The organism is Bacillus sp. NTK071 (genome assembly GCF_017303315.1).
Classification (GTDB): domain Bacteria; phylum Bacillota; class Bacilli; order Bacillales; family Guptibacillaceae; genus Guptibacillus.
Genome location: NZ_JAFKOI010000004.1, coordinates 183,405 through 206,918, shown reverse-complemented (window position 1 = coordinate 206,918; position 23,514 = coordinate 183,405). Strand labels below are relative to the sequence as shown.

The following is a 23,514-nucleotide window of genomic DNA, read 5'->3' as shown; positions in this document are numbered from 1 at the left end:
CGTAAGTTCCTCATAGAAATCGTGAGTCGGTTTAATTTAAAAACGCCTTCGCTTTTATTAGCGGAGTGCGTTTTTCTTTTTGATTAAAATGATTAAGTTAATAGGTTATTTTTGGAATAATTGGTAAAGTGATAGAATAGTAGAAATAACAGAGTGAGGGTGAAAAACTATGACGGTTATTAATCCATCAAATATTGGCGATACGCCATTTCAAAAACTACTAGGTCATAATCCAAAAGTGATGGAAGCCTGGTCAACATTAGGAAATGTGCTAGAAGTAGATGATCTACTCTCTTCAGACTTAAAAGAACAAGTGAGACGAACATTGGCTCAAAGTAATGGATGTGAATATTGTAAAGCGAAAGGGAAACCTGACCCGGATCTATTTGATGAGAAGATATCTGTTGCAGTAGGGTTTGCAGAAGTATTTGTTAAGCAAAAAGGAGACATCTCTTCATCCATATTAGACGTAGTAAAGCAATCATTTACGGAGGCAGAGATTAGTGAACTCCTTGCATTTATTTGTTTCACTACAGCACAACAATATTTCGGCTCTATTATGAAGTTAGAACCAGTAGAAGTAAGTTAAAAAGCAGTAAAAGGAGTTAATATACAATGGGATTAATCGTAGCAATTTTAACCACCTTATCAACGGCTGGTTTTCTCTATTACATGGGTAAATCAGGATATAAGTGGGATACAGAGGAAAAAAAGAATAATCAAGAGTCGTAAAATAAAGCTAACCAAAAGGGAACGTCCATAAGACGTTCCCTTCATTTACTTAGCCGCGTGTAGTGGAAGAGAGGATGAACTGTTCTTGCGAATAAAAGCGATGGAAGCGGTGTTGAAATTTCTTGGCTTCTCAACATTACACACATGACCACAGTTTTCTATAATGAGATGTTGCGCACTCTCATCGTTCATCGTGTCTCTAACTAATGGCTTAACAAACAGATGGTCTTCTTCACCTGTTATATACAGCTTCGCGATATCGGCGCTATTCTTTTGAACGTTTTTATAGGTTGTTCTAACCTCATGTGCTAATTTATACCATGCAAGAAAGTTACTTCTTTTCATTTTAGCTGCTTCACGAATAAAAATTCTTCTTGAGCTTGCATGATTTGATTTAGGCATCATAATGTGGGCGAACAACTTATATAACCACATGTGCGGTACGAATCCTTTTACCAGGCTCCCTGTATGAAGCAAGAATAAGGAGAGTGGTGTAAACCTTGTAATACAACCTCCGAGTACAGCGCTCTTAACACGGTCTGGTGCTCGCTGTAGCATGTGATGGATGACGACGGATCCAAGGGATATGCCTACAACATGGGCTTTTTCAATATTTAGTTTGTTCATAGTCGTTAGGACTTCATTGACTACTAGATTTGTGCTGAAGGGAGATTGATAACTTGAGGTGTCGGGTGATTTTCCGTGACCCGGCAAGTTAATCGCAAGCACATCGAACTCCTTTTTGTACTCTGCAATCTGTTTATTAAAAATACCGTAGTTACCACCGAGCCCATGTAATAAAATGATAGGTTCTTTGCAGCTCCCATTGCTTTCGTAATAATGGTAATCTAACATCTACTACTTCCTCTCAAAAAAAAAACATAAGTTCATTATACGTCCTTTCCTCATGAATGAAAGCCATTTCGACGTATTTCTTCTTTTTGTTGTTTTGTTTTAACATTTTATTTAGGATAAAAGGATGAAAGAGCCTAAAATTCAGCTTTTTATTCGTTTATACATATTTTGGTTTTATTGATAATTCTAAAGGGGTGGGGAAGGACTAATGAGCCTGCGTAATGAAGATGATGTTGTGAGACTAATTTCTGAGGATAAGTGGATGATGGAAATTCTTTTCGAAGTAAAACGATTGCAGTTACCTGATTGGTGGGTGTGCGCTGGATTTGTTCGCTCGAAGATATGGGATGTCCTTCATGAATTTGAACAGAGAACAACTTTGGCGGATATAGACGTCATTTATTTTGATCGACACGTAACAGATGAATCTCATGAAAAAGTCCTTGAGGAACAGTTGATAAAACAAGCCCCTGATCTACCATGGTCTGTTAAAAATCAGGCGCGGATGCACAGAATTAATAAACTAGTCCCTTATGAATCCTCTATTGATGCAATGGCTAAATTTCCGGAGACAGCAACTGCGCTCGGAGTGAAGCTGGATTCGGAAGATAACATGATTTTAGCCTCACCTTTGGGAATAGAAGATGTCTTACAAATGGTGGTGAAGCCTACCCCGTCTTTTTCTCAATCAGATGAACTATTTAAGATTTACAAGAAAAGAGTGAACGTAAAGAATTGGAGTGGAACATGGGCAAAGGTAACTGTACTAGAGTAATAAGAGGGAGGGATTGCGCCCTTACCATAACAAATCCCCTCCATTACCGGGAGGGGATTTGTGAAATGGAGCTCTATTAATCTATACTTCTACTTATTAGCTTCTTCTATTTCTTGACTCTGACCATTATTGCTTTTAAACTGCTCGATGCCCAGTTTTTCATATACATATTGAATCCAATTAGGTAAGTTGCTTTTTCCTGCTTTAGACTCGCCGGAAGCTTCATCGTCTTCAGCGGTACCTGCCAGTCGCTCTTCGCCAGTTAAGTTTTCAATTTCGTAAGCTACAACCGTACCACTTACTTCATGAGCAGCAAGGAGCATCGCTTTACCCGTTGCACTGTCGTTTGCTGCTACGAATTTAAGTCCTTCAGGAGCACTATCTCCTTTTACAGATCCATCTTCAGATGAAAAATCACGGCTTGTAAAATATGTGACGAACTGAGGCTCTTTAGGGTTATCAATATCATATACCATAATACCACCCTGACGTTCTAGACCGATAAAGGCGTACTGCTTTCCATTAATTTCGCCAACTTCAGCAGTTTCTGGCTCAGGGCCTTTGTCATCACTACGGTTTTTGAATGCATTATCATCATTACTTGAATTAAAGTTTTTCGGCAATGCCTCAGATGTAATTTGCTCAAACTCATCACCGCTATCATAGAGCTGTTCGAAGTCCTCTGTTTCATAAACAGAAAAGGATCGACCACCGTAGCTATAGAGAGCTTCGTATTCTCCATCTTCATTTAATCCATTTGCGGTTGTTACTTTCAATCGACCGAGCTGTTCCTCATTCCATAAGCCGTCTTTTACCATTTTATCTAGTTGTTCTTGAGTGAAGCCTTTATAATGTTCTGCATCTAACTTAATAGCGTGACCTGTTTCAGCCTCTAGATCCGCTACGCGAGTTTCTTCAGAATAGGCAGTGTAATCTCTGGAATCGCCTTCGTTTGGCGTAATGATGTAATTTCTCCCTTCGACAGTATAAAGTACAATGCCATCTGGTTGATACATACCTAGAACAGGCATTGGCTTAATATCCACCTCATCGGATTTATTAGAAGCATCCAGTCCGTTCCCTTCCATGGAATGATCTTTAAAGCCTAGGCTATTCACACTTGTGAAGGTTTGTGTTTCTAAATCAAGCTCTGCAATCGCATTATTTTCTTGAAGGGAAATATAAGCTTTTCGATTGTCAGGGGTCACTTGAATGTATTCAGGTTCAAAATCCTGAGCAGGCGTAGCATTTGGGCTGAACACACGAACATCCTCATCAATCTTTTCCTCATCGAGAGAACTAAATCCTACTGTGTTCACATTAGCGTTCAGAGACCCATTGCTTACGTCGATGATGGAAACACTCCCTTCAGGATCAACGGAGTAATCATCATTAGGTTCACCTTCGTTTGCAACGATAAGTTGTTTTCCATTAGGAGAAAACGTGACCATATCTGGTAACGAGCCTACTTCATAAGCTTTAATGAATTCGCCATCTGTTTGGAATAGAGCGACCATTCCTTTATCTGTTTTCTCTTCTGCAGGTATTGCAACAGCAACGTATTCTGAAGTTGGATGGACGGCAACACTTGTCAAATCACCTGGGACAAATGAGCCTAAGTCAATGTCTTTTAGAAACACTTTCTTATAAAGCGGAATTTCGTTGTTTTCAGTAGAAGACGATAGATCAAGAATATCTAGTGATTGATCAGCTCCATTTACCACAAAAGCGCGCTGATGCTTTTTATCGTAATCAACTATTTCTGCTCCACCTTCATCAAGAGCTGCTCCGCTTTTATATCTTCCAACGAGTGAAATGGACAATTCCTCTTGGTCTGGATAGGTAGTTAGCTGTTCCATCTCAGCGGATGAGGATGATGGATACCCTGAAACGAGTGATAGAGATACAATTGTTGCGAGTGCGAGTGGTGTTTTTTTCAATGTTCTTCCTCCCTGTCGTTATGTATAGTTCATACATTGAAGGAAGATTGTTTAGTGCGTACTAGATTTTTCTTAACAAACTGTAAATTTCTATATATGACTAATAGCATGAATGGTAATGGATCGATTGTTGAAAGATATATAAGGGGAATAGAACAGTTCATTCTATAAAAGTATCCGCTCTTCGACGAAGAGCGGATACTAGATGCGTGGTAACCTGTTAATTCGTTCTCATTGAGATGGCTCGTGCGAGATTTGAGGTAATGTTAATCGCCCCAAAATCGATACCTAACTGAACGGCGGTTTGTGCGATTTCTGGGCGCAGACCTGATAGTGTTGTGTTTACGCCGATTAATTTTAGTCCAGTGATGAGCTGAAAGATTTGTTGAGCTACAAGTGTATCCACAAGGTAAACACCCGATAGATCAATAAATAGATGATCAACTTGTTTTGTTGTGCAGCCCTCTAACGTATTTTCTAGAATAGCGCTTGCTCGATCAGAATCAATATCACCAACTAGCGGTAATAGTGCTTTTCCATCAGGAAGATCGATAAGCGGTGAACTCAATTCATTGATAGTTTGCTGTTGCTCCTCAATGCGTTTGTTAAGGTGGTTGGTTTTTTCCTCGACGACCCGCGTCATGACGACATCAATCGCTTCAATAACCGCATATTTCCAAATATCGATTAATTCTTGGGACGTAGATGAATGTAACGAATCAACATATTCCTTTATAAAACCCATATATTGTTCACGAACACGCAAAAACTCTCTCATGATGAGGTGGGTAGGTGTGTTTAAATGTTGAGGATCTCGCCCGATCTTAATAACCCACTCATCAAACTCCTTAAAAAATGCTTTCTTTTCCATGACGAAAATTTTGCATAAGTGTTGATGGAACTCGAAATTTTGAGCCTTGAGGTTACGGACAACTTCAGGATCAGTTGAAGAGTATACTCCTGTGCCGCTTTTATCTAGTGATTCATACCATTCTTCTGTAAGTTGTTCTGCTCTATTTAATAAGAAATTATGAAGTTCTTTGTTTCGTTGCATTGAAGAATATCCTCCTATTCAAAGCTAGTGCTGACGACATTATAGGAATAAGTATACCATCTTTTACTGATTGGAGTTTTGTGTATAGAACATTTGCAGGAGAATGAAATAGGGAAGAAAAGTAGTGAACCTTATAGTGGAGATTTTCAACAGCGTATGTTCGAGAGAGCGTCTACTTCTTTTAACCAATACTAGTCATCTTTGAGTTTGTAAGAGCAAGGCATAGTTTTGTAATGGCAACGGAGATGTGTTTCTCATTATTGAAGATTTCTGGAGACGACCAAATTGTACAAAAAAGTTGAGTAATTATCTTTTCTTGATCTATAGAATCTAAGCTACTGGTGGACATGACTCGTTGAATGTGATGAATGTGCCTATCGTAAAGTTCATTCAAGCAATCTCTGTCTTTATTGATCATTCGTTGAATGACTCTGTTCTTGTTGTTCATGCAGTTATCTCCTCGTATTAGATGTAATATTTATGTAATTCCACTTCAATAGTTACTTCAAACTCATACTTCTCGAATTAAGAGTATTTAGTGGAAGAGAATGTGCTTTGCGCATGTTAGGCAGGAATGTCTTGTTTCTATTGAAAGCGTTTGCTATAGTGAGGAATGGAGATATAGGGAAAGGGGATTGTGAACATGTGTGGGTTGATCCTGTAATGGTGAATGAATTAGATAAATCTATTTCTGCGGAAGGGATAGGTCTGTCGTCTACTACCAAAACAGGGAATGCCACGTTCATGATTGATAAATGGCGAGGGCAGATACCCAATAGTGGTCTCTGCTCTTTCTAAGTAGTATCATCTCCTTTCATCGTGGTCAGCGTGTTCCTTCATTAGGAGGGAAAATTAATGAATAAATCAAGAAAGAATCTAATAGCAATCGTCACAGGCGCAAGTCGCCCTAAAGGAATTGGAGCTGCAATCTGTCGTGAATTAGCCAACTATGGAATGGACATCTTTTTCACACATCTTTCTAGTTATGATCAAGCAACTGGATATGAAGATGCTGATCATAACTTTGCAGAAGACTTTAAGCGTGAATTACGTAACTTTGGTGTTAACGCTGCATCGATGGAGCTTGATTTAAGGGATCAAGATGCGCCAGAGCGACTTATAAACGAAGTGGCGAAGATGTCTGGAGAGCTGTCGGTTCTAGTAAATAATGCAACTTACTGTGTTGAGGTTGGGCATGAAGAGGTAACTACTGAATTGTTTGATCGACACTGTGCAGTCAATGTAAGGGGAACATGCATGTTGACAGTAGAGTTTGCCAAGCGTCTCAAGAAAGAAGGGAAAAGTGGCAGAATTGTTAACTTTGTATCGGGTCAAGACAAGAGTCCACAACCTGGAAATATTGCTTACATTACGACAAAAGGAGCAATCTCAGCTTTTACAAAGTCACTTGCAATTGAGCTTGCTTCGTCTCATATTACAGTGAATGCGATCGACCCTGGGCCAACTGACTCAGGCTGCATGGATAAGGAAACACAGGATTTCTTAAAACAGAAATTCCCAACAGGACGTATAGGTACTCCTGAAGACGCTGCTCGTCTCGTGGGCTTTCTCGTGAGCGATGCTGCGAGGTGGATAACAGGGCAAATCATTCATTCAGACGGCGGATTCAGGGATTAACTAATTAGACATGAAAACATAACAGAAGCGTGCTGGCTAGCCAGCACGCTTCTGTTTAGAATATTACATATGAAACAACAATGTACAACAAAGCCATCGCGAGCGACGGGGCAGCATAACGCCATTGGTTGCGGATGACGGATGGTCGCAAAAGCAAATAGAGAATGACGATCGTCATCACAAGTCCTAGACTTGCAGTATAAATGTGTGATACATCTACTGCCTCAAGAATAGGGCCTTTACGGTATAGTGCGTCAGTAAGAACTAACAATTGAATGTTAAATAGATTACTACCAAGAATTGAACCAATTGCCATGTTATAGTTTGCTAGTTTAAAAGCGGCAAGGACTGTTACAAGCTCTGGTAGAGATGTGGAGGCTGCAATTAGAAAGCTCCCAACGAAACTGGCATTCATACCTGTTGCTGCTGCAAGCCGATCACCGGAAATTGATAGTATGCTGCCTGATACAAAGACAATTAGAGCAGCGACGATAAAACCGATGACTGCCGTACGAAGAGAGTAATCTTTGGTCGGAATGTCTTCTGCCTCACCGTTATCACTTGAAATGTATTTCATTGATAGCACATACAGTAGAACGATTACGATCATCTCAATTCCTACACCATAGATAGAAATCGTCCCGGGAATGAGAAGGGACACTATTAAGATGATAAGAAATAGTAAACCAACAAGGGCTGATGGAACATTGGCTTTCGTGTTGATCTTCTGAAATAATCTTCGTTTTCGATAAATCAAATCGACCACAGCTAGAATTAAAAGATTAAAAACGTTACTACCAAGCATGTTTCCAACTGCAATATCAGGGTTATCGATATAGACAGCTGTCAGGCTTGTTGTTAATTCCGGTAGTGAAGTAGCACCAGCAATGAGGAAGGTACCAACAACAGCACCGCTTAAGGAAGATTTCTTGCTAATAACATCACCGAACTGATTCAGGTAAATAGCGGCACCTACAACAACGGCTGCTGCAAGTAGAAAGATAAGAATGATCATGTGTAACTCCTCTCCGCCAGCGCATACAAAAAGACCCTGGCACAATAAAAATGTACCAAGGTCTTGCGTACTAAAAACTTAGCCCAATGAACCAGGTATCAAAATACCGTATTGATGATTCATTAGCCGTTACCGGTCGCTACTCCCCTTGTTGTCTTAACTATATCTCCGTTCAATAATAAAGTCAATGAAAAGGGAATGAGAGAGATGTTAAGAAAAAAAGCCTAAACCTTTGGCACTAAAGAGTTCAATAAGCTTAGAGATCTAGGAGGAATACTTTCGATGAACAAACAAAAAATGAAATTATTTTTCATGATGATTGTACTTGTTAGTCTAACTGGACTTACCTTAACAGTGATTTATTTCATAAATAGTAAACAAAGATTTTTTGACTATGAGGTTACCTTATCGATTGGAGTTGGAGTAGCCTTTGTCATCTTCCATTCTATAAATTTCAAGAAGAAAAGAAGCTCTAATTAGACACGAAAAAATGAAGGCGTCGAGCATAGTTCTGCACGCCTATTCTGCCATTCAAAATAGTCTATTCTTCTAGTAAAGCGATGAATTGCTTTAAAGGTGGTGAAATCCATTTTTTCTTTTGATAAACAACCTGAGTATAGACTTTAATTGCATTTTGGTGGAAGGGGAGCGCAACTACCTTACCGCTTTGAACGTCTCGCTCAACAGCTATCCTCGGAAGAAGGGCGATGCCGAGGTCATCAGCTACGCATTGTTTAATCGCTTCTAGACTAGTGAATGAAATAACGGATTTTGCTTGTACCTCTTCTTCTTGTAATAACTGCTCAAGGAGAACACGATAGGAGCACCCTTCTTCAGTTAAAATAAGCGTTTCCGTTTCAAGCTTCTTGAGCGTCATTTCGTTAAGTTTTGTTAGTGGATGATGGGGGGGAGCGATTAGCACCATTTCTTCCTGTCGAATTGGAATCGTCGTTAATTCAGGATGCTTTCGAAGACGATCAAGCAGAATCGCAATATCATAGGTACCATCCATTGTGCCTTCAATTAAATTTGGACATTGACCTGACTCAAATAGAATTCTCAATTCAGGATGCAATTGTTTTAAAGATTTAATATAAGGTGTAATAAAATATGCAGCTAGTGATTCTACCGTACCAATTCGAACAGTCCCTCTTAAATTCGAATCATTTCGAAGCTGTTCTTCAGCTTCGTCTGCTAGCTTGGTGATGCCATTTACATAGTCATACAGCTGTTCTCCTGGTTGTGTTAATCGCATCTTCCTACCAACTCGCTCAAAGAGTTTAACTTGATAATGCTCTTCAAGTTTCTTGATTTGTGTCGTAACGCTGGATTGGGCATAGCCAAGTTCTTCTGCTGTTTGAGTGTAGCTTCCACATCTTACAACTGCTTTAAAAGTATAGAAATAATTCAAGTCCATATTGATCCTCCATCAACATTATTGATAGTATGTATCGATAATTATAGATAACCTCAATGATGTCTGCAATGGTATACTGCAAACAAGAACATATGGTGGAAGACGCATCAACAAGATGTGTTTGGCGCAGTGGTTTTGTTAGTTGTTACTGCAGAAACAAAAAGTTATATGAACGGATAGCCTGTAAAAATCATTAAGATATATAGCACAGCTATGTTTTGGCACGAACAGTTAAATCACATGAAGGATTGTAAAGGAGAGGTCATACTTGCGAATCTTAGCTCTTTTAGGAAGTACACGACAAAATGGAAACTCACAATACCTGACAGAGAGGATTCTAGAAGGAACGGACCATACGATTGTGTCGCTTTCTGATAAACAAATTAACCCTATTATCGATGAAAGACATTCTGAAACTGGTTTTTCTCCAGTAGATGATGACTATGAAGAACTACTTAACTTACTTTTAACACATGATACGATTATCTTTTCAACACCTCTTTACTGGTACGGAATGAGTGGTACGATGAAGAATTTCTTTGATCGGTGGTCGCAATACTTACGAGATAAAAACCTTAAGTTGAAAGAAGAGCTTACGAAGAAAAAAGCTTATGTTGTTGTAACTGGTGGAAGTAGTGCGAAAGTGAAGGGGCTGCCACTTATTCAACAGTTTAACTACATTTTCGAATTCGTGAATATGGAGTTTGTAGATTATATTATTGGAAGTGGAGTAAAGCCTGGTGAAGTGAAAGAGGACTCTATTGCCCTCGAGAAAGCAGAACAATGGAGAAGAAAATTCGACTCTTTACAAAGATAATAAATGAATGAACGAGAGGACTATGTATAGCCCTCTCGTTTTTTTATTGAGCTAATAAAGCAGTTAAGAACAGATAACGTGTACAACTGAGAATTCATCAACCCATAGACCTACAACTATAACGGGCAAGCACCATGATCTTACCGTATGGACAGATACCTCAATATCCCGAAAGTGTTGACAGTCACTTACTGGATTTGCAGCACAATTATCATGTCCTACAACCGCAATAACGTTTGAGTAATGAGCTTCAATTGAAATGATGGCATTCTTTCTTATTCTTTCGATTTCATAGAAGGGTCCATGAGATAACACCCGATCCATTCCAGGCTCTGTAATTAAATCTACATAATCCACGTTAAAGTGTCTCTTTAACCAATTTGTGACTGGAATTTGTGTTCTACCATCAATACAGTTTAGGGCAGTTCCAAATGTTTTTTTCATTGCGCACCTTCACTTGTTTGCAATTAAATTATGAAAGTGTGTGGGAATGAGTGAACAATCTGTTTCTGGTTTATAAATAGATAAAATAAAGAATAAAGAGAAAGCCAAGCGTGTACATAATCGGGTGAACTTGTTTCCACTCCTTTTTCGCAATCATGGCAAAAGGATAAAGAATGAAGCCAAGTGCAATTCCTGTTGCAACACTGAATGTGAGGGGCATCATAATGATTGTCACAAATGCCGGAATGACAATTTCTAATCGATTCCAGTTGATGTGCTTTACTTCTGTAGCCATGAGGCCGCCAACGATAATAAGCGCCGGTGCTGTTACTTCGGGTGTAATAACGCCAAGGATTGGTGAGAAGAAGAGAGCGATAAAGAAACAAATGGAAATCACAACGGATGTGAAACCTGTTCGTCCACCTACTGCGACACCCGCTGATGATTCAACGAATGAAGCGGTTGTCGATGTACCAAAGATCGCACCAATGACGCCTGAAGTAGAATCAGCAAGTAGTGCTCGACCAGCATTCGGAATTTTATTGTCCTTCATTAGACCAGCCTGACTAGCCACTGCGATGAGAGCACCAGCGGTATCGAAGAAAGCAACAAATAGAAAGGTGAAAATAACAGCAAGAATCTCAGGTGTAAAGATGTCACCGAGGTGTTGAAACACAACACCGAACGTTGGCTCAAGACTCGGGACCTGTCCTACGATAGAAGTTGGGATCTGAACGAGTCCAATGATCATTCCAATTATCGTTGAAATGACAATTCCATAGAAAATCCCTCCACGAATGCCGCGGATAAGCATCATTAATGTAATAATGAATCCGAATGCGGAAAGGGCAGTGTTTGGAGTTGTTAGCTGTCCTATAGAGACAAATGTTGCTTCATTACTTACAACAATTCCTGCATTTTTTAAGCCAATGAAGGCAATGAAAAAGCCGATTCCACCTGCGATTGCATGTTTAAGATCCTGTGGAATGACATTGATTATTTTCTCACGAATCTTGAGTAAACTAAGAATCATAAAAATAATACCTGCAATAAACACACCTGTTAACGCAATTTCCCATTCAATTCCCATGCCAATAACAACTGAAAAGGTAAAGAATGAATTAAGTCCCATGCTCGGTGCAATGCCGACTGGAAAATTAGCAAGAAGGCCGATCAGTAATGAACCAACGATGGCTGACAAGGCGGTAGCTGTAAAGAGCGCCCCCTTATCAATTCCTGCTTCACTCAGAATTATCGGATTGACGACAAGTATATAAGCCATAGAAAGAAACGTAGTAATACCTGCAAGCGTCTCTTTTCTATAGGTTGTTTCCCTCTCATTGAACTGGAAGAAATTCTTCATGGTGTACCCTCCTGATTTCAAACAAATAAAAAAGACTCTGGCTACACGAGCCAAAGTCAAATCACAAGGAATATGAAATAGTCATAATTCCTTGTAGACAAGCCATTCTCGGTAGCTAGTAGAAACGTTCAGGCCGTATCCCTGAACTTATACAAGGTAGTTCTATGTTTAAATTTATAACGAAAATCATAACAGTGATCAAAAGGGTGGTCAATCATTTGAAATAATGTTCTAGTATTCAATGTTTTCAAACTTTCGGACGGGGAAATTGAATTGCTTTTGCAATAGTTGTAAAAAACTATGTGAAATGTAAAATAATGAAATTAATTGGTGGAATTTATGTTACTCTAATGAAAAGACAAATAATAAGGGAGAGCGCTATGTTACTGCAGCGGCTTGAACATGAAATCTATAATTTGCGAATGGTGCTTTATGATCTTGGGAAAGAAGTAGATGATTATTCAAGTGGTAAAACCCTTCTTCTAAGTAAACGATTAGATGCAAAGATCGTTCTTTACCAGAAGCTTAAAGATTGCAAACGAAAGCATCAAACAACAATATAGAATAATGAAATGAGCTGTCTCATCAAGAGACAGCTCATTTTTAATTACTTATTCATATAACGATCGACTTCCCATTGGCTAACATTAAGGGAGTATTCAATCCATTCTTTCTCCTTAGCTTCAATATAAACTCTTGAAGTATGGTCGCCTAGTGCTTCCATCACAACCTTATCTTCGCGAAGAGCTTTAATTGCTTCCTTCAAGTTCGTTGGAAGTGTCGGAACATCATCCGTTGCAACTTCATACAAGTTACGTGATTCTGGTGCTCCAGCATCAAGCTCGTGGCGGATTCCTTCAAGTCCTGCATGAATAACAGCAGCAAGTGTTAGATATGGGTTAGCTGTTGGATCCGGGTTACGGATTTCAAAACGAGTGCCCATTCCGCGAGTTGTAGGAACGCGAATCATACAGCTACGGTTAGAGTGAGACCATGCAACACTTACAGGTGCTTCATAACCTGGAACGAGACGCTTGTATGAGTTAATGTTCGGGTTTGTAATAGCAGCCAGTCCATTTGCATGAGAAAGGATACCTGCCATAAACTGTTTCATTGTCGTTGAAATGCCTTCTGGATCGTTCTCATCGTAAAATGCGCTTTCGCCATTTGTGAAGAGAGAAAGGTGACAATGCATACCCGAGCCATTCTCACCAGCGATTGGCTTCGGCATAAATGTTGCATGATAGTCGTGGTTAGTTGCTACATCTTTAACAACGTTCTTAAACGTCTGGATGTTATCAGCTGCTTTAATGACACTGTCAAAACGGAAGTTAATTTCATGCTGTCCCTGTGCTACTTCGTGGTGGGAAGCTTCCATTTCAAATCCGAATTTCTTAAGCGTACGAACGATATCACGACGAACTTGATCACCTTTATCTTTTGGTGATGCATCGAAATAACCAGCGCGGTCATTCATTTTACGGATTGGGTATCCTTCTTTATCTAATTTAAATAGGAAGAATTCAGGTTCTGGACCAACGTTAACAGTATAGCCCATGTCTTCTGCTTCTTTCATAGCTCTTTTGAGAATATAACGTGGATCACCTTCGAATGGCTCGCCATCGGGTGTATGAATGTCACAAACAAAGCGAGCGATACAATCCTGATCAACAGCGTCTGGAAGAACTTTAAAGGTTTCAAGATCTGGGAATAGATACATGTCACTTTCCTGAATATCAGAGAAGCCTGCAATGGAAGAGCTGTCAAACATAGCTTCGTTATTCATAACGCTTTCCAATTCTTCAATTGGGAGTTCTACGTTTTTCGTTTCGCCAAGCATGTCAGTAAATTCAAGGCGAATAAATTCGACTTTCTTTTCTTTTGCTTCCTTCATGATGTCTTGTTGAATACTATTCTTCGTTAGAGTCATGGATTAAATAACCTCACCTTTAATTTTTTTGTTAGTGTTCATTTTAATGATATTTACAGATAATTGTGTTTTTATGTAAGGATACCTAACATAAAACTTCAATCACAATGTATAAATGCGGACATGTCTTAGTAATAACCTCTGTCGAATGAACGTAAACCACTTTTTATTTCCACCGCTATTTATGCAATTAAAGTAAGCGTTATCAAATGAACGGTAGAAAGGTTTTGTATTTAATTTGTAGAATTAGAGGGTGAACGTGAGTTACGAGCCATTTTAAACTAAAAACAAGATGAACGTTGAAAAGTACAGGAGGCAAATGAATGATTAAAGAAATGAATACGAAGGATGAATGGCTTGAAGCTTTTCAAGTTATGAAAGAACTAAGACCTCATCTAGACGAGAAGAATTTTCTAGAGCTAGTTAAAGAAGCACAGGAAAAAGATATGTATCGCATCTATGCTCTTTATGAAGGTGATACGATCGTTGCGGTGACGGGATTTAAACCAATGATTACGCTATACAATGGACGATCTGTTTGGGTATGTGATCTTGTAACTAGTGAGAAGCATCGATCCAAAGGATATGGCAAGGAGCTTCTTTCTTTCATAGAAGAGTGGGCAAGAAATCGAGGGTATGAATCAGTTGCGCTTTCTTCTGGTCTTCAAAGAAAAGATGCGCATCGCTTCTATGAAGGTAAGATGTCATATCAACGAGTTAGTTATTCCTTTAAAAAAGAGCTATAGCATCAAGCTTAAAGATAGAAGGTGGACTTTATCGAGTGCTATACTTGAATCAAGACAAACTAAGGGATGTGCACGACTTTGAGAAAACTTGGTCAAACAGACTATTTAATATCACCAATTGGACTTGGCACATGGCAATTTAGCCAGGGTAGTGGTTTAATTGGAAGCTATTTCTCTACAATCTCTGAAAAAGATATGGACGCAATCGTCAAAATGAGTCTCGATGGTGGAATTAACTGGTTCGATACAGCTGAAGCATACGGTAAGGGAAAGTCAGAAGAAGCACTTGCAGGTGCACTAAATCGACTTCATATTCCTGAGGAGAAAGCGCTCATCGCAACGAAATGGTGGCCATTACTAAGAACAGCTTCTTCTATAACAGGAACGATTCAAACTAGAAAGAATGCATTACAAGGTAGACGAATTGATCTTCATCAAGTACACCAGCCATTCTCGTTTTCTTCTCCTGAAAAAGAGATGAAAGAAATGGCGTCACTACTCCATCAGGGGGAAATTGATGCGATCGGCGTTAGTAATTTTAATTGTGATAAAATGGCCCGCGCCATTAAAGAATTGAATACACACGGAGCAAGTCTAGCTTCGAATCAAATGAAGTACAGCCTGTTGGATCGTCGAATTGAAACGAACGGCGTAATGGATCTTGCGAAGCAACATGGTGTTACCATTATTGCTTACTCTCCACTAGAACAAGGGATTTTAACAGGGAAGTTTCACCAGAATCCTGATCTTATTGCGAACCTTTCTGGACCACGGAAACATATGTCTCAATTTAAGCCTCAAGGATTAGCCAAAACGTTACCGTTAATCAATTTACTTAAGGAAATTGGTGCTGCATATGGAGTGGGCGCAGGGCAGGTTGCGCTTAACTGGCTTGTTCACTTTCACGGTGATACGGTTGTTGCGATTCCGGGCGCATCCAAATTAAAGCATGCTGAAGACAATGTGAAAGTTCTTGGATTTAAGCTAACGGAAGAAGAAATGAATAGAATTGATGAAGCATCGCGTAAAGTAGCGAAGATGTGATGAGAAACCGTACCCGATGAGGTACGGTTTTTTCATATTCTAGCATAGGGATCGTAATGAAACATTTCATTGATAGTGTACGTATATATATTAACTAAAAAGGAGTGGAGATTATGGGAAAGAGACTGAAGCTAGATAGCGAAAAAACGTTTCTACAGAAATCATTTGAAATAGCTGCCATTCTTTTTCTACTTTCTAGCTTTGTGTATGTCTTGTTGAAGTGGTCTATACTACCAGAACAAGTACCTATTCATTTTGATGCGTCAGGTGACCCTGATAATTGGGGGCCAAAAAGCATGCTTCTTTTACTCCCTCTTATCGGTACTGTTATTTGGATCGGACTTTCGATTTTGGAGCGTTACCCACATGTATACAATTATATTGTTAGGATTACAGAAGAAAACGCTGCATTGCAGTATCGGAGTGCAGTGACACTGATTCATTTTCTGAAAAATACCATTGCGATTATGTTTGCCTTGCTTACGAGAGAAAGTTTCTTGATTGGAAGTGGAGAACAGGAAGCACTTTCGCCTGAATTATTGCCATTGTTTCTAACCATTATTTTTGGCTCAATTTTACTTTATATTATCCAATCGGTGCGAAAGAGATAGACGGGTTAGATAATCTGGTTGGTAATATTGAAACTAAAGCGCATACAGAAAAACTACAGAACACAATTTGTAATGATTGATCGATTTTGGGATAAATTGAGCAGGATTTGACTGGTTGTGTATGGTATAGTGGAGAGGAAGTTGAAACTAAATACATACGTATGAAACGCATACTAATTGATAAACGAACGATAAAGGAGCTACGCTATGCTACGCCATGAAGAAGATGTGAAAGTGTTCGCTTTGAATTCGAACCCAGAGTTGGCTCAGGAAATTGTTGAGGTACTTGGGATTAAAGCGGGGAATTGCTCCGTGAAACGCTTCAGTGACGGAGAAATCCACATGAACGTTGAGGAAAGCATCCGTGGTTGCGATACCTATCTTGTTCAGTCCATTGCTGGTTCAGGGAACGACTACCTTATGGAACTGTTGATTATGATTGATGCCTTGAAACGAGCATCTGCAAAAACGATTAATGTCGTGTTACCGTATTATGGATACGCAAGACAAGATAGAAAAACTGGTCCAAGACAACCGATTACTGCCAAGCTTATTGCTAATATGCTTGAGCGTGCAGGTGCCACTCGCGTTCTAACGATTGATCTACACGCGAATCAAATTGAAGGTTTTTTCAATATTCCAGTGGATCAAGTATCAGGTATTCCGATTCTAGCTGAATACTTCGAGAAAAAGAACCTAGAAGACATTATAGTTGTCGCACCAGACAACAGTAGTGCTCTACGTGCACGTAAGCTTGGTTCTCTTCTTGATGTTCCGATTGCACTCATTGACCGTCGCTCTTACGATACTGGAGAACCATCCACTGTTAATGTTATTGGTGATGTAAAAGGCAAAACGGCTATTATTATCGACGATATGATCGATACTGGCCGAAACGTAGCATTTACATCTCGTATCCTAGAGGAACAAGGTGTTAAGGAAGTGTACGCTACATTTACACACGCTGTCCTTTCGGGAAATGCTACAGAAGAAATTGCAGAATCGAACATCAAAGAAGTCGTTGTTACAAATACAATTGCTTTGCCAGAATCAGATGATTTGGATAAAATTACTGTTTTATCCATTGCACCATTACTCGCTAAAGCTATTCAAGTTGTGCAAGAAAAGCTTTCGATTAGTAAAATTCGATAATTTCGTTAGGAACCCCCTCTTATCTATAAGAGGGGGTTTATTGTTGTCACTGATAAACGTTAGTGATCCATTTTTACGCCTATTTCGTTAGCTAGTTAAATAGAGAAAAGAGGAGTGGGATAGGATGAAAAAAGTATCACTAGTGATTGGGATTGTGTTTCTTCTAGCACTTGCTGCATGTTCAGGCACTGCAGATAACTCATTAAGTAATGACACAATGGCCAATGAGACTAGTGAGGAACAGATGAATAATAATGACAATAATTCGACTGAGGCAGGTGAGGCGATGGAGAGTAATGATGAAGTCGAAGAAATGTCTGGACCTACATTAGATATCGTAATTACAGAAAATAGCTCAGATGATGAAGGGGATCATGGTGATCATCACGGATCAGAGCTCGGAATCATGTTAAAAGCTGATGAAATGGATTCGACACTTCTCACAACTACAGTTACAGAAGGCAAGCAGTCGCTCACAGAAGCTAACGTACGTTTTGAATACTGGGAAGAGGGAGAAGAACAGCATACCTACACAGATGCGGAGGAGAAAGGTGAAGGTATGTATGAAGGGAAAATAGAGATTTCTGAACCAAGAACGTACATGCTTAAAGTTCATGTGGAGAAAGGTGAAGAGCTTCATACTCACAAACCATATGTTTTAAATGTGACAGAGAAATAAAAGGGAGAAGGATGAGGATCTAGGGAATATATGGGCATCGATCGGTATAAAGAGAGCTCGCTGGATAGTTAAAAGCATAAACAAAGGCGACACAGTGGAGAAACTCCATTGCGCCGCCTTTCGACATTTATCGAGCTTATTCGGGTGGTGCCAGGCACTACTTCTTCAATACACGGTCAATTGCGTGGGCTACGCCGTGTTCTGTGTAGTCTTTTGTAATCCAGTTCGCTGCTTCTTTCACGCGCTCTTGCGCGTTGCCCATTGCAACACCGAAGCCAGCTTCTCTGATCATGGCGATATCATTCATGCTGTCACCAACTGCCATCACATTGTCCATTGAAAGATCAAGCCAGTTACAAACTTTCATTAACGCAGCTGCTTTGTTCACACCTGCCGGATTAATTTCAAGATTCGTTGGACTAGAATTCGTCACTTCTAACGCTTCATTTGCCATGACTTCATCAGTAATCACTTTACGTATATTATCGTCTTGAATATCAAAGCCGAATTTCAACCAGTTATAGTCATCAATTTCTTTCTCAAATGGTTTCTTCGTATTGAATACACCTTCTGTCGTGGACGACCAGAAATACACATCATGCTTTACTTTCAGATCCCAGAGTCGCTTCACAAGATCATTAGTAAGATGCGTGCTATCAACAAGGTTTAATTCCTTGTCAAAAATCTGACCACCATTAACAGTTACTAGATAAGCGGAATGACCAAGCTGTTCAGCAATATCACGGCAGAACGGCAGGGAGCGTCCTGTGCTTAAAACTACATGGATTCCTTGCTCCTTCGCACGCTTAACTGCGTCTTCATTTTCTTTCGAAACATCCCCGTCATGATTGACGAGTGTTCCGTCCATATCTAAGGCTATAAGCTTAATTTCTTTTTCCATCTTTACCACTCCTATTTTTCGCTCCCTCTATTCTAATACAAATTGATAGAAATCTGTAGTCGAACAGTTCAGAAGGCGTCAGGTATGTGACTGAACCCTTAAGTGAAAAGAATTATCTGAATTTATTTAAAGACGTTTTAGTAAGATTTATTTGTGGAACCTTCAGAGTGGACTGTTAACATCACCCCATTTGGTGAGGCAGTTGCCTCAATATGAGGAAAACATATGGACCAAAGAGGTGAGAGGAAATGAATCCGGAACAGATAGGATTTGCGTTATTGTATATAGGTGTGTTTCTTCTTATAGGGAAGATCATTCGATTGAAAGTAAAGGTATTACAAAATCTATTTCTGCCATCATCTATTATTGGCGGTTTTGTCGCATTATTATTAGGACCACAGGTGCTCGGGAAGATCATGACACAATTTGTGGCGGATGATCACTTTCTAGCAAGTGGTATTATGACAGGCACAATCATTGAAGTGTGGTCAGCATTACCTGGTTTAATGATTAACGTGGTATTCGCGTCATTATTCTTAGGAGCAACGATGCCGAAGCTTCGCGATATATGGGAATTCGGCGGACCTCAGCTCGCCTTAGGTTGGGCAATTGGCTGGGGGCAATATGTAATCGGCTTGCTTGTTGCCATCTTTATTCTTACGCCATTCTTCGATATTCCTGCAATGGCAGGTGCGCTAATTGAAGTAGCGTTTGAAGGTGGACATGGTACAGCTGCCGGAATGGCAAGTACATTCGAAGAGTTAGGGTTCGAAGAAGCATTTGACCTTGCGATTGGACTAGCCACAGTCGGCGTTCTTTCTGGTGTCGTATTTGGTATTATCCTAATCAACTGGGGTGTTCGTAGCGGGAAAACGAAGATCATTAAAGATGTGAACGGCTTTTCCGAGCTTCGTAAGCAAGGGATTATGGAGTACCAAAACCGGGAACCAGCTGGTAAAATGACAACCCGTCCTGAATCCATTGAACCACTTTCGTTTCATTTAGCAATCGTCATGCTGGCAATTTTAATAGGCTGGTTGATTCTTCAAGGTCTTATTGGGCTTGAAAGCATCACGATTACAAATTGGACAGGTTCAAGCTTCATGAAATACATTCCGCTATTTCCAATCGCGATGTTCGGCGGTATTATTCTTCAAATATTCTTTAGTAAAAAGGATAAATACAACCTAGTTGATCGTAGAATGATCAATCGAATTCAAGGTCTTGCGCTTGATATTCTAATCATTACGGCGATTGCTACCGTGTCGCTTGATGTAATCGGTGAATATCTCGTTCCATTCTTAATTCTTGCAGCAGCGGGTATATCGTGGAACTTGTTTGGCTTCCTTAAACTTGCTCCGAAAATTATTCCAGACTACTGGTTTGAACGAGGAATCGGTGACTTTGGGCAATCAATGGGCGTAACTGCAACAGGATTGCTTCTTATGCGCATCGTAGATCCTAATAACGAATCACCAGCATTTGAAGCATTCGGCTATAAGCAGCTTGTTTATGAACCATTCTTAGGTGGTGGACTCATTACAGCACTCTCTGTTCCTTTCATCGTGCAGTTTGGGGCGGTAACAAGTTTGATATTCGCCATTATAATGGTAATTATCGGTATATTGTCTGGTCTCTTTTATTTCGGTAAAGGAAAGCATATGAAATCATAGCAAGGTAAACGAGTATACTGTCGACAGTATACTCGTTTTTTGTATGGAAAAGGTTATATTCTACTACTCGTAAAGAGGACTTTATTAGGATTTCAAGTCACCTTCAAAAGAATAAACTTAAGGTATTAAATCCAACATATGAGGTGACGTATTGAAGAAATATCTACTCTTTGTTGCAATCCTTCTGGTCGTTGCTAGTTCATCAAATGTAACGAGTCAAGCAAGTGCATCTTCCTCTCCTTCAATGAAAAAAGATCACCATAAGATGGATGTCTCATCCTACTTCAGAGATTATGAAGGAACGTTTATTTTACGCGATCTGAAGAAAGGTAAAACCTACATCTATAACGAAGAACAAGCAAACGAGAGACAGACTCCAGAATCAACATTCAAAGTGGCTAATGCTTTAATAGGCCTTCAAGTGGGAGCCGTTCGGGACGAGTATGACGTCAAGCGATGGGATGGTGTTGAAAGGGAGTTCGCTATTTGGAATCAGGATCATACACTTGGCTCTGGAATGCGCTACTCTGTCATCTGGTACTATCAGGATATGGCGCGTGATATTGGAGCCACCCGTATGGATGAGTGGCTAAAGAAACTATCATATGGAAACATGAATAGTAGTGGCGGAATCGATCAATTCTGGCTAGATAGCTCGCTCGAAATCAGCCCACTTGAACAGGCGGATTTCATTGAGAAATTAGTGGAGGAGGAGCTTCCGTTTGATCAAACGATCATGAAGACCGTTAAACGTATGATGATTCAAGAGGAGACAAACGATTATACACTCTTTGGAAAAACGGGTACCCGCTTATCGGATAGTGGTCTTGGTTGGTTCGTTGGGTTTATTGAGACAGGAGATCGTTCGTATGTGTTTGCGACAAAGATCGACGGTTCAGGAACGGAAGCCAAAACGATTACAACGAATATTTTGAAAGAGTACGGGTTTATGTCAGAATAAAAACAAGTTTAGAAACAGGGGTCCAAACTGGAGCTCTGTTTCTTTCATTTACACCTTTCCCCTGTAACCAAAACGGTTTGATACTGCCGCGAGAGAGGACCTTTTACTAGTTTAACTTCTTGAAAATTAGCATCCTCCATCAATGGGATAAGCTCGTTGTGGATCATCGTATTTACACTTTCCCACACCTGTCCGTTTTTCCCGTTGCAAAGCGCAATGGAAACCGCTCCACCTGGTTTAAGCACTCTATGAATCTCTGCAACGGCTATTGGTAAGTCTTCCCAGAAGTAAATGGAGTGAATGCTAAACACGTTAGTAAAGTGGTTATCTTCAAACGGTAAGTAATGGACATTTCCATGCACTAATTTAGCTCGTTCCTTTTTGATTTCTTTCTGATTTCGTATCGTTGCCGAGTGAATGACAGTTCTTGAAACATCTAATCCTATTACTTCCTGAACATTTGGATTGGTTAAGAGAAGCTTCATAGCGTACCCTCCACCGCATCCGAGTTCCAATACATGTTCGTCTTTCTGAAGATGTAATTGTTTAATCGTCCATTTCGTTTCAATTCGATGTTGTCTTACCATTTTCTCTCCAATGAACCATCCTAGCCACCCTTCGGGATTACCGTATTGCTTATCAATTATGCTCTGTGCTTGGGTTAATAGTTTCATCTCAAACCTTCTTTCATCGCTAATTTTAATGCGCTAGTAGAAGTGTAATGAAATCCTTACAATTAAACAATATAATAAAAGATATAAATACTATTAGTTATTTTAATAGATGAGGTGTTTCTGTGGAAATTAATCAACTTAAAGCATTTGACAATGTTGTTCGATTAGGGTCTTTCAGTAAAGCGGCAAGATATTTAGATGTTTCGCAGCCTACGGTAAGCTTGCGAGTAAAAGAGCTTGAAAAAAGCATAGAGGGAGCATTATTCGAACGAGTAGGGAAGCGGATGGAGCTAACCGACCTTGGGAAAGGGTTTCTTCCCTACGCTCGTCAGGCTTTAGAAGTTCTTGTCTTAGGAGCGGAGAGGGCTCAATCGATTAAAGAAGGGAAGAGGGGACAGATCACAATAGGTACTTTACCTACTTTTACAACAGGTTTGTTCTCATCAACGATCTCAAGCATGCACGAGAACTACCCCGAGATCGATCTTGTTATTCATACCGGACATAATCAACAAATTATTGAGATGCTTTATGATGGTTTTATTAAAATGGGCTTGATAACGTATCCTTTCTTCAATAGTGATCTTAAAAAACTTCATCTGATAAAAGAACCTCTTATATTTGTCGCTCACAAAAACCATCCAATTAATAAGTGGAAAGAAAGAAGCTACACAGTAGAAGAGGTGTTTGCAAATAGTAAACCTTACATTTTGACCGATTGGAGCGAAGAGAGTAAGCACTGGCAGAAAACACAGCTTTCTTTTGGAATGGATTCAATTGAACTCCCGCCTTCAACTGCATTAGATTTTGTTCAAAGGGGAAAGGGCGTTGCTCTCTTAACTGAATCGCTAGCTCAAGATTTAATAGATAACGGAACAATAGTTAGATTAGAGCCAACCCATTTTCATGGTATCAATCGATCGGTAGCTTTGGTTAGTCTAGAAACTGAAAATGCTCTAACGCCTTCAGCAAGAAGGTTTGTAGAAATGATCCGTTCTTCCTCTCATTTTGATTGAGCAATACTAGATTTAAAGCTCCCGTAGGCATTCGAGAAATTTACATGATAGAGTTCTGTGACTAAACTCCTATTTTA

General features: G+C 39.7%; 24 protein-coding genes and 1 riboswitch. Of the genes, 14 read left to right on the top strand and 10 right to left on the bottom strand.

Going from position 1 to position 23,514, the window contains the following annotated elements:
- Positions 1-169 precede the first annotated feature (169 nt).
- The gene (locus JI666_RS10050; RefSeq protein ID WP_206891368.1) at positions 170-589 is read left to right on the top strand and encodes a carboxymuconolactone decarboxylase family protein; all 420 of its coding nucleotides are present in this window, start codon (positions 170-172) and stop codon (positions 587-589) included.
- 188 nt (positions 590-777) lie between these two features.
- On the opposite strand, the gene JI666_RS10045 is transcribed toward JI666_RS10050, so the two are convergent.
- Positions 778-1,587, bottom strand: coding sequence for an alpha/beta fold hydrolase (locus JI666_RS10045; protein WP_206891366.1), 810 nt, complete (start codon positions 1,585-1,587; stop codon positions 778-780).
- 208 nt (positions 1,588-1,795) lie between these two features.
- On the opposite strand from JI666_RS10045, the gene JI666_RS10040 reads away from it, so the two are divergent.
- Positions 1,796-2,362 (top strand): nucleotidyltransferase family protein, encoded by a 567-nt coding sequence (locus tag JI666_RS10040; protein WP_206891364.1) that lies wholly within the window; start codon positions 1,796-1,798, stop codon positions 2,360-2,362.
- A gap of 89 nt (positions 2,363-2,451) precedes the next feature.
- Here the strand turns inward: JI666_RS10040 and JI666_RS10035 are convergent, their stop codons facing one another.
- Together JI666_RS10035 and JI666_RS10030 are read right to left on the bottom strand one after the other, a co-directional pair.
- Positions 2,452-4,302 carry a choice-of-anchor I family protein gene (locus JI666_RS10035; protein ID WP_206891362.1) on the bottom strand — a complete coding sequence of 617 codons (1,851 nt, stop codon included), beginning with the start codon at positions 4,300-4,302 and terminating at the stop codon, positions 2,452-2,454.
- 220 nt (positions 4,303-4,522) lie between these two features.
- The gene (locus JI666_RS10030) at positions 4,523-5,356 is read right to left on the bottom strand and encodes an STAS domain-containing protein (RefSeq protein ID WP_206891360.1); all 834 of its coding nucleotides are present in this window, start codon (positions 5,354-5,356) and stop codon (positions 4,523-4,525) included.
- 855 nt (positions 5,357-6,211) lie between these two features.
- On the opposite strand from JI666_RS10030, the gene JI666_RS10025 reads away from it, so the two are divergent.
- The gene (locus JI666_RS10025) at positions 6,212-6,994 is read left to right on the top strand and encodes an SDR family oxidoreductase (protein WP_206891359.1); all 783 of its coding nucleotides are present in this window, start codon (positions 6,212-6,214) and stop codon (positions 6,992-6,994) included.
- Between the two features lie 55 nt (positions 6,995-7,049).
- On the opposite strand, the gene JI666_RS10020 is transcribed toward JI666_RS10025, so the two are convergent.
- Positions 7,050-8,009: a sodium:calcium antiporter gene (locus JI666_RS10020; protein ID WP_206891357.1), complete on the bottom strand. Its 960-nt coding sequence runs from the start codon at positions 8,007-8,009 to the stop codon at positions 7,050-7,052.
- 282 nt (positions 8,010-8,291) lie between these two features.
- On the opposite strand from JI666_RS10020, the gene JI666_RS10015 reads away from it, so the two are divergent.
- A complete protein-coding gene (locus JI666_RS10015) occupies positions 8,292-8,489 on the top strand; it encodes a hypothetical protein (protein WP_206891355.1) in 198 nt (65 codons plus the stop codon).
- 61 nt (positions 8,490-8,550) lie between these two features.
- On the opposite strand, the gene JI666_RS10010 is transcribed toward JI666_RS10015, so the two are convergent.
- A complete protein-coding gene (locus JI666_RS10010) occupies positions 8,551-9,426 on the bottom strand; it encodes a LysR family transcriptional regulator (RefSeq protein WP_206891354.1) in 876 nt (291 codons plus the stop codon).
- A 268-nt stretch (positions 9,427-9,694) separates the two neighbouring features.
- Between JI666_RS10010 and JI666_RS10005 the strand changes: the two genes are divergently transcribed.
- Positions 9,695-10,243 (top strand): flavodoxin family protein, encoded by a 549-nt coding sequence (locus tag JI666_RS10005; RefSeq protein WP_206891352.1) that lies wholly within the window; start codon positions 9,695-9,697, stop codon positions 10,241-10,243.
- A 63-nt stretch (positions 10,244-10,306) separates the two neighbouring features.
- Here JI666_RS10005 and JI666_RS10000 read toward each other — a convergent pair whose 3' ends face one another.
- Positions 10,307-10,687 carry a carbonic anhydrase gene (locus JI666_RS10000; RefSeq protein ID WP_206891351.1) on the bottom strand — a complete coding sequence of 127 codons (381 nt, stop codon included), beginning with the start codon at positions 10,685-10,687 and terminating at the stop codon, positions 10,307-10,309.
- A gap of 70 nt (positions 10,688-10,757) precedes the next feature.
- Positions 10,758-12,050 carry an NCS2 family permease gene (locus JI666_RS09995; protein ID WP_206891349.1) on the bottom strand — a complete coding sequence of 431 codons (1,293 nt, stop codon included), beginning with the start codon at positions 12,048-12,050 and terminating at the stop codon, positions 10,758-10,760.
- Positions 12,051-12,124: 74 nt separating this feature from the next.
- Positions 12,125-12,225, bottom strand: a riboswitch (purine riboswitch).
- Between the two features lie 205 nt (positions 12,226-12,430).
- On the opposite strand from JI666_RS09995, the gene JI666_RS09990 reads away from it, so the two are divergent.
- Complete coding sequence (locus tag JI666_RS09990) at positions 12,431-12,613, top strand: aspartyl-phosphate phosphatase Spo0E family protein (protein ID WP_206891347.1); 183 nt, start codon at positions 12,431-12,433, stop codon at positions 12,611-12,613.
- Positions 12,614-12,657: 44 nt separating this feature from the next.
- Here JI666_RS09990 and glnA read toward each other — a convergent pair whose 3' ends face one another.
- On the bottom strand, positions 12,658-13,980 hold the full coding sequence (gene glnA, locus JI666_RS09985; RefSeq protein ID WP_206891337.1) for a type I glutamate--ammonia ligase: 1,323 nt from the start codon (positions 13,978-13,980) through the stop codon (positions 12,658-12,660).
- 323 nt (positions 13,981-14,303) lie between these two features.
- Between glnA and JI666_RS09980 the strand changes: the two genes are divergently transcribed.
- From JI666_RS09980 to JI666_RS09960, 5 genes are all read left to right on the top strand, one after another.
- Entirely contained in the window at positions 14,304-14,726 is a 423-nt protein-coding gene (locus tag JI666_RS09980; RefSeq protein WP_206891333.1) for a GNAT family N-acetyltransferase, read from the top strand.
- Positions 14,727-14,804: 78 nt separating this feature from the next.
- A complete protein-coding gene (locus JI666_RS09975) occupies positions 14,805-15,770 on the top strand; it encodes an aldo/keto reductase (RefSeq protein ID WP_349769320.1) in 966 nt (321 codons plus the stop codon).
- A gap of 113 nt (positions 15,771-15,883) precedes the next feature.
- The gene (locus JI666_RS09970) at positions 15,884-16,381 is read left to right on the top strand and encodes a DUF1648 domain-containing protein (protein ID WP_206891330.1); all 498 of its coding nucleotides are present in this window, start codon (positions 15,884-15,886) and stop codon (positions 16,379-16,381) included.
- Positions 16,382-16,588: 207 nt separating this feature from the next.
- A complete protein-coding gene (locus JI666_RS09965) occupies positions 16,589-17,533 on the top strand; it encodes a ribose-phosphate diphosphokinase (protein ID WP_206891329.1) in 945 nt (314 codons plus the stop codon).
- A 124-nt stretch (positions 17,534-17,657) separates the two neighbouring features.
- Positions 17,658-18,212, top strand: coding sequence for a FixH family protein (locus JI666_RS09960; protein ID WP_206891328.1), 555 nt, complete (start codon positions 17,658-17,660; stop codon positions 18,210-18,212).
- 157 nt (positions 18,213-18,369) lie between these two features.
- Here the strand turns inward: JI666_RS09960 and JI666_RS09955 are convergent, their stop codons facing one another.
- Positions 18,370-19,128 (bottom strand): Cof-type HAD-IIB family hydrolase, encoded by a 759-nt coding sequence (locus tag JI666_RS09955; protein ID WP_349769321.1) that lies wholly within the window; start codon positions 19,126-19,128, stop codon positions 18,370-18,372.
- A gap of 233 nt (positions 19,129-19,361) precedes the next feature.
- On the opposite strand from JI666_RS09955, the gene JI666_RS09950 reads away from it, so the two are divergent.
- Positions 19,362-20,786 carry a sodium/glutamate symporter gene (locus JI666_RS09950; RefSeq protein WP_206891323.1) on the top strand — a complete coding sequence of 475 codons (1,425 nt, stop codon included), beginning with the start codon at positions 19,362-19,364 and terminating at the stop codon, positions 20,784-20,786.
- 151 nt (positions 20,787-20,937) lie between these two features.
- Positions 20,938-21,747: a class D beta-lactamase gene (gene blaOXA, locus JI666_RS09945; RefSeq protein WP_206891322.1), complete on the top strand. Its 810-nt coding sequence runs from the start codon at positions 20,938-20,940 to the stop codon at positions 21,745-21,747.
- A gap of 44 nt (positions 21,748-21,791) precedes the next feature.
- Here blaOXA and JI666_RS09940 read toward each other — a convergent pair whose 3' ends face one another.
- A complete protein-coding gene (locus JI666_RS09940; RefSeq protein WP_206891321.1) occupies positions 21,792-22,421 on the bottom strand; it encodes a class I SAM-dependent methyltransferase in 630 nt (209 codons plus the stop codon).
- Positions 22,422-22,543: 122 nt separating this feature from the next.
- On the opposite strand from JI666_RS09940, the gene JI666_RS09935 reads away from it, so the two are divergent.
- Positions 22,544-23,437: a LysR family transcriptional regulator gene (locus JI666_RS09935; RefSeq protein WP_206891320.1), complete on the top strand. Its 894-nt coding sequence runs from the start codon at positions 22,544-22,546 to the stop codon at positions 23,435-23,437.
- The last annotated feature ends 77 nt before the right edge of the window (positions 23,438-23,514 follow it).